The sequence below is a fragment of the Vogesella oryzagri genome (genome assembly GCF_040148885.1).
GTDB classification, from domain to species: domain Bacteria; phylum Pseudomonadota; class Gammaproteobacteria; order Burkholderiales; family Chromobacteriaceae; genus Vogesella; species Vogesella oryzagri.
The window spans coordinates 286358-298148 of record NZ_JBEFLD010000005.1 but is presented as its reverse complement, the minus strand read 5'-3'; the positions used below and the strand labels follow the sequence as shown (position 1 = coordinate 298148).

The window sequence follows — 11791 nt, the reverse complement described above, 5'->3', positions numbered from 1 at the left end:
GGGGTACAATCCGCGCCGGGAAGTCGGCCAGGCAGTCGCCGCGTGCTTGCACGGGGAGGAAAGTCCGGGCTCCACAGGGCAGGATGCTGGCTAACGGCCAGGCGTCGTGAGGCGACGGAAAGTGGAACAGAGAGCTGAACCGCCGATGGCCGGATGTGACACCCGCAAGGGTGCAACATCATTGTTCAGGGCAGAATACGCGCTGCTTGCAGCGTACGTTTTGTATTAGCGCTGGTTCGCCAGCACGCTGGACAGCGGCACAGGTAAGGGTGAAAAGGTGCGGTAAGAGCGCACCGCGGACGTAGTGATACGGACGGCAGGCTAAACCCCATCCGGAGCAAGACCAAATAGGGGTACATTGGCGTGGCCCGCGCTGTACCCGGGTAGGTTGCTTGAGCTTGTCGGTAACGGCAAGACTAGAGGAATGACTGTCCAACGACAAAACCCGGCTTATCGACCGGCTTCCCACCCTCCATTCCGGCTGCGCACTGCGCGGCCATCGCGCCCGTGACGGGCGCTTCGCTTTTCCGGCCGGCGCGCAGTGTTGCTGGCGATTGTCATAGCTTAAAAAATAGGCAAAAAGCTTTTTACCGTCGCGATAAAAGGCAGTACAATGGCGACCCTTTTCCGCTGCCATCCCTTTCTTTTGCAATGCAAATCGGCCCATACCAGCTCAAGAACCGCCTGATCGTGGCCCCGATGGCGGGCGTCACCGACCGGCCGTTCCGCATGCTGTGCAAGCAGATGGGCGCCGGCATGGCGGTGTCTGAGATGATCACCGCCAACAAGGCGCTGTGGACCACGCCCAAGACCCTGCGCCGCGCCAATCACGAAGGCGAAGTGGAGCCCATCGTGGTGCAGATCGCCGGCGGCGAGCCGCAGATGCTGGCTGATGCCGCGCGGCTGAACGTGGAGCACGGCGCGCAGATCATCGACATCAATATGGGCTGCCCGGCGAAGAAGGTGTGCAACGTGGCCGCCGGCTCGGCGCTGCTGCGCGACCTGGCCAACGTTGGCCGCATCCTGGAACAAGTGGTAAAGGCAGTGGATGTGCCGGTGACGCTGAAGACCCGCACCGGCTGGAGCGCGGACGTGAAGACCGCACTGCAGGTGGCGCGCATGGCCGAGGATGCCGGCATTGCCGCGCTGGCGCTGCACGGCCGCACCCGCGAGGACATGTACCGCGGCGCCGCCGAGTACGACACCATTGCCGAAGTGAAGCAGGCGATCCGTATCCCGGTGATGGCCAACGGTGACATCGACAGCCCGCAAAAAGCCAAGTACGTGCTGGATTACACCGGTGCCGACGCCATCATGATCGGCCGCGCCGCGCAGGGCCGGCCGTGGATCTTCCGCGAGATCCAGCATTACCTGGACAGCGGCGACATCCTGCCGCCGCCGCGTATCGCCGAGATCGGCGCGGTGATGCAGGCGCACTTGAGCGAGCTGTACGATTTCTACGGCGAATACAGCGGCTGCCGCATCGCGCGCAAGCATATTGCCTGGTACACCAAGGGGCTGCGCGGCAGCAATGACTTCCGCCAGGCGATGTACCGGCTGGAAAGCACCGCCGAACAGCAAGTGGCGGTGGCAGATTACTTTAACTGGCTGGCGGAGCATTCCGAGCGGCTGGAATACCTGGCAGACAGCGTGGCCGAGGCTGACGCGGTGGCCGATTGAGAACCCGGAATAGTCGATAACATCATGCAAAACAATGACGATATTTCCTTGAGCGTGCGCCTGGCGATGGAACAGTATTTCCGCGATCTGGACGGGGAAACCCCGGCCGCCATCTACGACATGGTGCTGGCCTGCGTGGAGAAACCGCTGCTGGAAGTGGTGCTGACCCACACCCAGGGCAACCAGACGCGCGCCGCCGAACTGCTCGGCCTCAATCGCAATACCCTGCGCAAGAAAATGAAGGCGTACGACCTGATCTGACCTAGCAGCCACCCGTGCATCCGGGTGGCTTTTATTTTGGCAAGCGAACTCCCCTGCAAGGCAGGGGCGGGGGACGGGATCACCAGCACTGGCAGGCGCCGTGGCGCCGGCCGGTAAACAGCAAGATTTGAGTTGGCCGCGGGCTCGCCCGTTGCCACGTTTTACTTTGAAGGCGGTAGAAAACCATGACCAAGATCGAACGTGCGCTGATCAGCGTTTCTGACAAAACCGGCGTGCTGGCATTTGCCCAGGCACTGGCTGGCTTTGGTGTCGAAATCCTCTCCACCGGCGGCACTTCCAAGCTGCTGCGCGATGCCGGCGTGCCGGTGATCGATGTATCGGATTACACCGGGTTCCCGGAAATGCTGGATGGCCGGGTCAAAACCCTGCACCCGAAAGTGCACGGCGGCATTCTCGGCCGTCGCGATCTGCCGGAACACGTGGCTACCATGAAAGAGCATGGCATCGGCAACATCGATCTGGTGTGCGTCAACCTCTACCCGTTCGAAGCCACCATCGCCAAGGATGACTGCCCGCTGGAAGACGCTATCGAGAACATCGATATCGGCGGCCCGACCATGGTGCGCTCCGCCGCCAAGAACTGGCAGCACGTGGCCATCGTCACCGACGCCGAAGACTACACGGCGCTGGTGGACGAGATGCAGGCCAATGGCGGCAAGCTGTCCAAGCTCACCCGCCTGAACCTGTCGAAGAAGGCGTTCACCCATACCGCCGCCTACGATGGCGCCATCTCCAACTACCTGACCAGCCTGGCCGAAGGCGTGGACAGCGGCGTGCCGGAACGCTTTGCCTTCCCGAACCGCCTCAACGCCCAGTTCGTGAAGGTGCAGGACATGCGCTACGGCGAGAACCCGCACCAGGCCGCCGCCTTCTACCGCGACCTGGACCCGGCTGCCGGCTCCATCGCCAACTACCGCCAGCTGCAGGGCAAGGAACTGTCCTACAACAACATCGCCGACGCCGATGCGGCGTGGGAAGCGGTGAAGACCTTCGACGCGCCGGCCTGCGTCATCGTCAAGCACGCCAACCCGTGTGGCGTGGCCATCGCCGCCGACACCCTGAGCGCCTACAAGCTGGCGTTCGCCACCGACACTACCAGCGCCTTCGGCGGCATCATCGCCTTCAACCGCCCGGTGGATGCCGAAACCGTGGAAGCGGTTACCGGCCAGTTCCTGGAAGTACTGCTGGCGCCGGCGTTTACCGATGAAGCCAAGGCGCTGATCGCGGCCAAGAAAAACGTGCGCGTGCTGGAGATTCCGCTGCAAGCCGGTGCCAACCGCTTCGAGCTGAAGCGCGTCGGCGGCGGCGTACTGGTGCAGACCCCGGACATCCGCAACGTCGGCCTCGACGAGCTGCGCGTGGTGACCAAGCGTGCCCCGACCGAACAGGAAATGGCCGACCTGCTGTTCGCCTGGCGCGTGGCCAAGTACGTGAAGTCCAACGCCATCGTGTTCTGCAAAAACGGCCAGACCGCCGGTATCGGCGCCGGCCAGATGAGCCGCGTCGACTCCACCCGTATCGCCGCGCGCAAGGCGCAGGATGCCGGCCTGACCCTGCAGGGTGCCGTAGCGTCTTCCGATGCCTTCTTCCCGTTCCGCGACGGCATCGACGTGATCGCCGAGCAGGGCATCAAGGCCATCATCCAGCCGGGTGGCTCGATGCGTGACGACGAAGTGTTCGCCGCCGCCGACGAGCACGGCATCGCCATGGTGCTGACCGGCGTGCGCCACTTCCGCCACTAAGCTGGCGTGATCAAGGTTGGCCGCATGCGGCCAACCTTTGTTAACACACTGTTGCCTAACTGTATTCCGTCCGTATGTTGCGGTGCAGTAAAATGCCGGGTTTGCGATTGATCCCGGCCGCGCGCGTAGCCGCGGCGGAGAGGAAAGGTTAAGCAGTGAAAGCAGTAAGTCGTATTGTTGTCCTCGCGTTGCTGGCGTCGGCCGCCAGCGTGCCGGCGGTGGCCAGTGACGCCTCCATGGCGGTGGCCGAGGCGCCGGAGGATTCGTCCGGCGTGCTGGATCGCACCCGCCGGCTGAGCGATCAGGCAATGGCGAACATGGCGGCCACCTGGCAGTCGTCGCAGTATGAGCTGTACGTGCCGCTGTATACCTGGCACAACCGCGCCATGTATGCCGCGGACAAGATTGACGGCTACAACGAAAACCCGTGGGGGCTGGGCGTCGGCAAGTATCACTACGACGCCGAGGGCGACTGGCATGCCTGGTACGCGATGGCGTTTCTCGACTCGCATCACGACGTCGAACCCATCGTCGGCTATGGCTACCAGAAGATGTGGCGCCCGCAAGGCGACTGGCGCCTGGGCGCCGGCTTCACCGCCGGCGTGACCATGCGCAGCGATTACCATTATGTCCCGCTGCCGGTGATCCTGCCGACCGTATCGGCGGAGTATGGCCGCTTCTCGCTGCAGGCCACCTATATTCCGGGGGCGGCAGGGGCCGGCAACGTATTGTTTACCTGGGCGCGTTGGCAGTTTTCCGACAAGCCCGGGCGATGAGTTAGCACAACGCGGCGGCAGCCAGGGCTGGGCCCGCTGCCGCCATGATGGAGAGCACACAGCATGAAAATCCTGGTAATCGGTTCTGGTGGCCGCGAACACGCGCTGGCCTGGCGCATTGCGCAATCCCGCCGCGTGTCCAAAGTCTTCGTGGCGCCGGGCAATGCCGGCACGGCACTGGATCCGCATCTGACCAATGTGCCGATCACCGCGATTGCCGAGCTGGTGGCCTTTGCCCGCACCGAGAAGGTGGAACTGACCGTGGTTGGCCCGGAAGCGCCGCTGGCCGCCGGGGTGGTGGACGCCTTCCGCGCCGCCGGGCTGAAGATCTTCGGCCCGACGCAATACTGCGCGCAGCTGGAAAGCTCTAAGGATTTTGCCAAGGCCTTCATGCAGCGCCACGGCATTCCCACTGCCGGCTACGAGACCTTCAGCGATGCCGCCGCCGCGCATGACTACGTTGGCCGCAAGGGCGCGCCGATCGTGATCAAGGCCGATGGCCTGGCCGCCGGCAAGGGCGTGGTGGTGGCGATGACGCTGGACGAAGCGCATGCCGCCATCGACGACATGCTGGTGGGCAACAAGATGGGCGATGCCGGCGCCCGCGTGGTGATCGAGGACTTCCTGCAGGGCGAGGAAGCCAGCTTCATCGTGATGGTGGACGGCGAGCACGTACTGGCGATGGCCACCAGCCAGGACCACAAGCGGCTGAAAGACGGCGACCAGGGCCCCAACACCGGCGGCATGGGTGCTTACAGCCCGGCACCGGTGGTGACCCCGGAAATTCACGCCCGCGTGATGCGCGAAATCATTCTGCCGACCGTACGCGGCATGAAGGCCGACGGCCACGCCTACACCGGCTTCCTCTACGCCGGGCTGATGATCGACGCCGATGGCAACCCGTTCACCATCGAATTCAACTGCCGCTTCGGCGATCCGGAAACCCAGCCAATCATGGCGCGCCTGAAGTCCGACTTCACCGTGCTGCTGGAAGCCGGCGTCAACGGCAAGCTGAACACGGTGGAGGCCGACTGGGACCGCCGCGTGGCTCTGGGCGTGGTGCTGGCGGCGCATGGCTACCCGGATGCGCCGCGCAAGGGCGACTTGATCAGCAACGTCCCGGCCAATAGCGACGACACCATGACCTTCCATGCCGGCGTCAGCGCCGATGCCGACGGCCAGCTGCTGACCAGCGGCGGTCGCGTGCTGTGCGTGGTGGGGCTGGGCGACAGCGTGAAGATGGCACAGCAGAAAGCCTACGCCGTGGCCGATCAGATCCAGTTTGCCGGCAAGCAGCTGCGCCGCGACATCGGCAACCGCGCCATCGGTCGCCAGAAGTAAGCGGCCAACCTGGCGGCAACTACGGCGTCTGCGGGCGCCGTACTGAGTGCAGACAAAGCCCTTGCCCCTGGCGCAAGGGCTTTGTCGTATAAACAGGAGGCCGCTGGAGCCGTCGCGTCGCCGGAACGGGCCGCCGCTGCCGGACCTGGCCGTGCGGCATCAGTGGTGTTGCCTGTCGCTGCAACGGCGCCTGCGGGCGCCGTTTTGCTGTCTACACTCAAAATACAGAGTGTCGGGGGGGATCACCATGCGCAGCCTACTATTCGGCCTGTTGCTGCTGGTCGGCGGCAGCCAGGCTGCCGATAGTCTGCAGTTACGGTTGCTGACCGAGGATTATCCGCCGTTCAATATGCTGACCCCGGCCAAGCAGATCAGCGGTTCGGCCACTGATATCGTGCGCGAGCTGATGCAGCGCAGCGGTATCCGCTACAGCATTGAGCTGCTGCCGTGGCTGCGCGCCTACAACCGCGCGGTGCTGGAGCCGGCTACCTGTGTGTATGCCACTACCCGTACCGATCAGCGCGAGGGCCAGTTCAAGTGGATCGGCCCGGTGGCGGAGACTTCCTGGGTGCTGTACGCGCGCAGTGACAATCTCCGGGTGCTGAACAATCTGGAAGACGCGCGTCGCTTCCGGCTGGGCGGCTATGCCGGCGATGCGCTGGCGCAGTACCTGATTGCGCGCAACTTCGACGTCGACCTGGCCACGCAGGACGAACACAATGTGCGCAAGCTGCTGGCCGGGCGCATCGACTACTGGGCCACCGGCAAATACAGCGGTGCTCTGCTGCTGGCACGCGAGAAAATCAGCAATATTCGTCCGGTACTCACCTTCAACACCACATTTCTCTACTTGGCTTGCAATGTCAGTATGAGCGACCAGCTGGTGTCCCAGCTCAACGATACGCTGCGCAAGATGCAGAAAGACGGTACTGTCGCTAAAATCAACGCCCGTTATCTGCCTGATTGAACGGGAACCCGGCGCGCTGCGGCGCGGTCTGTCTTCCGTGGTCCCTATTGTTACCCGCTGTGAGAAAACTGTTGCCGCAACTTCCCCGCGCCGCCGCGCTGCATACCGCCCGCGCCCGCTTCCGCCATGGCGGGGTGCTGGCCTATGCCACCGAATCCTGTTTTGGCCTTGGCTGTGATCCGTTCAACGTCCATGCCATCCGCCGCATCCTGGCGATCAAGGCGCGCCCCAATCACAAGGGCCTGATCGTGATTGCGGCCAACCTGGCGCAACTGCGGCCGCTGATCCGGCCGCTGACACCGGCGCAGCTGGCGGTCGTCAACCAGTACTGGCCGGGACCGTATACCTTTTTGCTGCCGGCCTCGCGCCGGGTGCCGCACCTGCTGCGCGGCCGCCATGACAAGATCGCGGTGCGTGTCACCGGCCATGGCCCGGCCGCCGCCTTGTGCCAGGCGCTGGGTTCGCCGCTGGTGTCCACCTCGGCCAACCGCGCCGGGCAAAAATCACTGCGTACCGCGCGTGCCTGCCGCACCGCCTTTGGCGAGCGCGTGCACACGCTGTCCGGCCGCATCGGCAAGCGCCGCAAACCATCCACCATCATCGATCTGGACAGCGGCCGCGTGCTGCGTTGATCGCAAGGAGCCAATGTGCAGGAAATTTCCATCTTCAGCCTGATCGTTCATGCCAGTCTGCCGGTGCAACTAGTCATGGCCGGGCTGGTGCTGTTGTCGCTGTTGTCGTGGGGCATCATTTTCAACAAGCTGGCGGTGCTGCGCCGTGCGCGCCGCGCCACCCAGGACTTCGAGCAGAAGTTCTGGAGCGGCGTGGATCTGAGCAGCCTGTACGAGACTTCGCGCGTCAACAGCGACGCCGCCGGCAGCGAGAAGCTGTTCCAGGCCGGCTTCGCCGAATTCCTCAAGCTGCGCCGCCAGGCCGGGGTGGAGTCGTCCGAGCAGCTGGACGGCGCCCGCCGCGCCATGCGCGCCGCCGCGCAGCGCGAGCTGGACGCGCTGGATCACCACAACAGCTTTCTCGCCACCGTCGGCTCGGTCAGTCCCTATATCGGCCTGTTCGGCACGGTGTGGGGCATCATGCACGCCTTCATCGGGCTGGGTAACGCCGGCCAGGCCACGCTGGCCACCGTGGCGCCGGGCATTGCCGAGGCGCTGATCGCCACCGCCATCGGCCTGTTCGCGGCGATTCCGGCGGTGGTGGCCTACAACCGCTTCGCCGCCGACGTGGATCGCCTGGCCGGGCGTTTCGACTCGTTCATGGAAGAATTTTCCAACATCCTGCAGCGGCTGGCGGCACGCTGAGCCGGCTGAGCTGTGTGAAGCCGCTCACCTTCGGGTGGGCGGCTTTTTTCATGCTGCGGCGTGAAGATGCAGATACCGTCTTGGCGATCAAGCCTAAAAAGCATGCGGCCAACGTGGTGTGGCGCCAGATTGCCCTACGGGGAGCGCCGGCCAAAATGGTGTTCGCCAGGTGTTAAGACGGCAGCTGAGCTGTTTGACGTTAGCAAACGGCAAATTGCCGGCGTCTGGTGAATGCCGTTTTGGTCGGGGTTTCGCGGACCACTAGGGCGAGCGGGGTTGTCAGGGGGCGGCGGCACGCCCCCTGGCCCGTCCGCCGGGCGGAACCGGCGACGTCAAACAACATCCGCGTAGCGGATACAAAACCCGGCACGCTGAGTGTTGGCCCTCGCTGCGCTCGACACCAAGCTACTTGTGGTAGCGCGTAAGCCCCGCAGGGCGTTCCGTCATTTGCTGCCGGCTGGCGGCCAACCTTGTTCCTTGCCTGCGGAACGCCCGGCAGTAGCGGGCGGTAAGCAAAAAAATGCCCGTCGCAGCGGCGACGGGCGAGTGCTGTGACACAGCAGGGTCAAACAAATCAGGCGCGGCTGGCGGCCGGGCGCAGCGTGCTGCTGCGACGCCACGGGGTGCCGAACAGGCGGGAGCGTACCCAGCCCACCACCAGCAGTGCCAGCGTCAGCACGCCGGTGCCGATCACTTCGATCTGGTGGTCCGGGCGGAAGGCCATCAGCAGGACCACGGCGCAGATGAACACGATCACCGCCCAGGTCAGCCACGGGAACAGCCACATCTTGAACGCCGGGGTTTCGCCACGGGCGATCAGCTGTTTACGCATGCGCAGCTGCGAGATGGCGATCACCAGATAAACCAGCAGGGCGATGGTGCCGGAGGTGGCCAGCAGGATGTCGAACACTTCCTTCGGCATCAGGTAGTTGGCGATCACGGTGAGGAAGCCCACCACCATCGAGCCCAGCACCGCTTTCTGCGGCGTGCCGTTGCTGGCCACCGCGCCGAACTGGCGCAGCGCATCGCCACGGCTGGACAGCGAGTACAGCATGCGCGAGGCGGTATACAGCGCCGAGTTCAGGCAGCTTGCCACCGAGACCAGCACCACCACGTCGACGATGGCCTTGGCGTTGGGGATGCCGATCAGCTCCAGCGTGCGCTGGTAGGAGCCCTGCAGCGGCAGCGACGGATCGTTCCACGCCACCAGCGCGGTGACCACGAAGATGGAGCCGAGGTAGAACAGGCAGATACGCCATACCACCGAGTTGGTGGCCTTGGTGATCTGCTGCTGCGGGTTGTCGGATTCCGCCGCGGCGATGGTGACGATCTCGGTGCCGAGGAAGGTGAACATGGTGGTGAGCATGGCGCCCAGCACCGCGCCGAAGCCGTTGGGCATGAAGCCGCCGTGGCTGAACAGATTGCTCACGCCGCTGACCTGGCTGCCCGGAATCAGGCCGCAGATGGCGGCGCCGGCAATGGCCAGGAAGGCGACGATGGCCACCACTTTTACCAGCGCGAACCAGAACTCGAACTCGCCGTAGTTCTTCACGCTGAACAGGTTGGTGATGGTCAACAGCATGGTGATGCCCAGCGCGAACAGCCACATCGGCACGCCGGCAAACCAGGTGTGCAGGATGGTGGCGGCGGCGTTGGCTTCCAGCGGAATCACTAGCACCCAGAACCACCAGTACAGCCAGCCGATGATGTAGCCGGCCCAGTGGCCGATGGCACGGTCGGCATAGGTGGAGAACGAGCCGGTATCGGGCGAGGCAACCGCCATTTCACCCAGCATGCGCATCACCATCACCACCAGCAGGCCGGCGATGGCATAGGCCAGCAGCACGGCCGGGCCGGCTTCGGCGATGGCGTGACCGGAGCCGACGAACAGGCCGGCGCCGATGACGCCGGCAATCGACAACATGGTGACGTGACGTTGCTTGAGCCCGTGGCTCAAGCCGGAGGAGGGAGCGCTCATCAATCTTTCTCTCTATTGGTCCAGGGTAGGCCGGGGGCGGCCCTTGTTGTTTTGTTGTTATTGCTGCATCGGGGGGAATGCAGGGCGGCAGTGTAAGGGGCCATTGGCGATATAATTAGACCCAATCCTGTTTTTTTGATGGAGCCAATTACCCATGACATGGCTGCCGCTTCCCGCTGCGGCTGCCAGTTCGCCACTGCTGGGCGACCTGGTGCAGCAGCAGTTCGACCCGCACAGCCGCGAGGCCAACAACCAGCAGCTGTACCGCCTGCTGCGCGACGCCATGCTGCAGGAGCAGCTGCCGCCGGGGCTGCGGCTGCCGTCGTCGCGGCAGCTGGCGATCGAGCTGGGCGTGGCGCGCAACACGGTGATCCACGTGTACGAAAGGTTGGCCGCAGAGGGCTATGTCAGCGCCGGCGTCGGCCAGGGCACCTTCGTGCTGGATACCCGCCCGGACCGGCTGGTGGGCCGCGACAGCCTGCAGCCGCCGGCGCCGCCCAGCGCGCTGCGGCCGGCGATCTCGGCGCGCGGCCAGGCGCTGGTGGCGCAGGCCGGCGCCGGCGAGCGGCAATGGGGGGCGTTCATGCCCGGGGTGCCGGAGGTGCGCACCTTTCCGGCGCGCATCTGGATGCGGCTGCACAACCGCCAGTGGCGCAAGCCGCAGCCGGACCTGCTCACCTACGCGGTGGGGCCGGGGCTGCCGGCGCTGCGGCAGCAACTGGCCGACTACCTGCGCAGCTCGCGCGGGGTGCGCTGTTCGCCGGAGCAGATCATCGTCACCAATGGCGCCCACGCCGCCTTGCAGCTGGTGGCGCTGCTGCTGGCCGATGCCGGCGAGCGCGCCTGGGTGGAGGAGCCGGGCTACTGGGGGGTGCACAGCGTGTGGCGCAGCGCCGGGCTGGAGACGCTACCGGTGGCGGTGGACGAGCAGGGGCTGAAGGTGGACGAGGGCGCGCGCCAGGGCGAACCGAAGCTGATCTACGCCTCGCCGTCGCACCAGTATCCGCTGGGGGCGGTGATGAGCCTGGCGCGGCGACGCCGGCTGCTGGCCTATGCGCGGCGGCACAACAGCTGGATCGTGGAAGACGATTACGACAGCGAGTTCCGTTACGGCCGCCCGCCGCTGCCGTCGCTGCAGGGGCTGGACCCGCACGGGCGGGTGATCTACCTGGCTACCTTTTCCAAGGTGATCTACCCGGGGCTGCGGCTGGCCTATATGGTGGTGCCGGAGGCGCTGGTGGAAAGCTTCCAGACCGGGCTATCCGAGCTGTACCGCGGCGGCCAGTATCTGACCCAGGCGGTGCTGGCCGACTTCATCGCCGAGGGTCACTTTGTCGCCCACATCCGCCGCATGCGCCAGCTGTACGCGCGGCGGCGGCAGGCGCTGCTGACTGCCATCCGCCAGCATTTCGGCGAGCGGCTGCCGATCCACGACGGCGCCGCCGGCCTGCACCTGGTGCTGGGGCTGCCACCGGGCAGCGACGATCTGGCGGTGTGCGCGGCAGCGATGGCCGCCGGCATCCTCACCCGGCCGCTCAGCCAGTACTACCGCGGCAGCAATGCGCAGCCCGGCCTGCTGCTGGGTTACGCCCACGTGGACGAGGCCGATATCGGCCGCCACTTTGCCACCCTGGCGCAGGTGATCCACCGCTGCTGCGCGCCATAGCCGCGCCTATGGCGCGGCATGACGCCAGCCGCAGGCCCAGGCC

Annotated in this window: 10 protein-coding genes and 1 other RNA gene; 10 read left to right on the top strand and 1 reads right to left on the bottom strand. The window is 65.2% G+C overall.

The genetic code is table 11. The features are described from left to right. Nucleotides 1-19 precede the first annotated feature (19 nt). From rnpB to tolQ, 9 genes are all read left to right on the top strand, one after another. Nucleotides 20-469, top strand: an RNA gene (rnpB, locus tag ABNW52_RS11575) — RNase P RNA component class A. A 182-nt stretch (nt 470-651) separates the two neighbouring features. Next, nucleotides 652-1680, top strand: a complete 1029-nt coding sequence (dusB, locus tag ABNW52_RS11570) for a tRNA dihydrouridine synthase DusB (protein WP_349587824.1) — start codon at nt 652-654, stop codon at nt 1678-1680. Nucleotides 1681-1704: 24 nt separating this feature from the next. Beyond that, a complete protein-coding gene (locus tag ABNW52_RS11565; protein WP_174873430.1) occupies nt 1705-1941 on the top strand; it encodes a helix-turn-helix domain-containing protein in 237 nt (78 codons plus the stop codon). Nucleotides 1942-2126: 185 nt separating this feature from the next. Next, nucleotides 2127-3704, top strand: coding sequence for a bifunctional phosphoribosylaminoimidazolecarboxamide formyltransferase/IMP cyclohydrolase (purH, locus tag ABNW52_RS11560; protein WP_349587822.1), 1578 nt, complete (start codon nt 2127-2129; stop codon nt 3702-3704). 155 nt (nt 3705-3859) lie between these two features. Further along, complete coding sequence (gene pagP, locus ABNW52_RS11555) at nt 3860-4480, top strand: lipid IV(A) palmitoyltransferase PagP (RefSeq protein WP_349587819.1); 621 nt, start codon at nt 3860-3862, stop codon at nt 4478-4480. Between the two features lie 63 nt (nt 4481-4543). Beyond that, nucleotides 4544-5821 carry a phosphoribosylamine--glycine ligase gene (gene purD / locus ABNW52_RS11550; protein WP_349587817.1) on the top strand — a complete coding sequence of 426 codons (1278 nt, stop codon included), beginning with the start codon at nt 4544-4546 and terminating at the stop codon, nt 5819-5821. Between the two features lie 247 nt (nt 5822-6068). Next, nucleotides 6069-6788 (top strand): substrate-binding periplasmic protein, encoded by a 720-nt coding sequence (locus ABNW52_RS11545; RefSeq protein WP_349587815.1) that lies wholly within the window; start codon nt 6069-6071, stop codon nt 6786-6788. Between the two features lie 71 nt (nt 6789-6859). Then, the gene (tsaC, locus tag ABNW52_RS11540; RefSeq protein WP_349587812.1) at nt 6860-7420 is read left to right on the top strand and encodes an L-threonylcarbamoyladenylate synthase type 1 TsaC; all 561 of its coding nucleotides are present in this window, start codon (nt 6860-6862) and stop codon (nt 7418-7420) included. 15 nt (nt 7421-7435) lie between these two features. Further along, nucleotides 7436-8104 carry a protein TolQ gene (gene tolQ, locus ABNW52_RS11535; protein ID WP_349587810.1) on the top strand — a complete coding sequence of 223 codons (669 nt, stop codon included), beginning with the start codon at nt 7436-7438 and terminating at the stop codon, nt 8102-8104. A gap of 574 nt (nt 8105-8678) precedes the next feature. Here the strand turns inward: tolQ and gabP are convergent. Beyond that, on the bottom strand, nt 8679-10082 hold the full coding sequence (gene gabP, locus ABNW52_RS11530; protein ID WP_349587808.1) for a GABA permease: 1404 nt from the start codon (nt 10080-10082) through the stop codon (nt 8679-8681). A gap of 154 nt (nt 10083-10236) precedes the next feature. On the opposite strand from gabP, the gene pdxR reads away from it, so the two are divergent. After that, nucleotides 10237-11748: a MocR-like pyridoxine biosynthesis transcription factor PdxR gene (gene pdxR / locus ABNW52_RS11525; RefSeq protein ID WP_349587805.1), complete on the top strand. Its 1512-nt coding sequence runs from the start codon at nt 10237-10239 to the stop codon at nt 11746-11748. The last annotated feature ends 43 nt before the right edge of the window (nt 11749-11791 follow it).

Excerpts from the sequence above, each read along its gene's own strand:
- dusB (WP_349587824.1), top strand. The coding sequence starts at position 652 with ATGCAAATCGGCCCATACCAGCTCAAGAACCGCCTGATCGTGGCCCCG.
- ABNW52_RS11565 (WP_174873430.1), top strand. The coding sequence starts at position 1,705 with ATGCAAAACAATGACGATATTTCCTTGAGCGTGCGCCTGGCGATGGAA.
- purH (WP_349587822.1), top strand. The coding sequence starts at position 2,127 with ATGACCAAGATCGAACGTGCGCTGATCAGCGTTTCTGACAAAACCGGC.
- purD (WP_349587817.1), top strand. The coding sequence starts at position 4,544 with ATGAAAATCCTGGTAATCGGTTCTGGTGGCCGCGAACACGCGCTGGCC.
- ABNW52_RS11545 (WP_349587815.1), top strand. The coding sequence starts at position 6,069 with ATGCGCAGCCTACTATTCGGCCTGTTGCTGCTGGTCGGCGGCAGCCAG.
- gabP (WP_349587808.1), bottom strand. The coding sequence starts at position 10,082 with ATGAGCGCTCCCTCCTCCGGCTTGAGCCACGGGCTCAAGCAACGTCAC.
- pdxR (WP_349587805.1), top strand. The coding sequence starts at position 10,237 with ATGACATGGCTGCCGCTTCCCGCTGCGGCTGCCAGTTCGCCACTGCTG.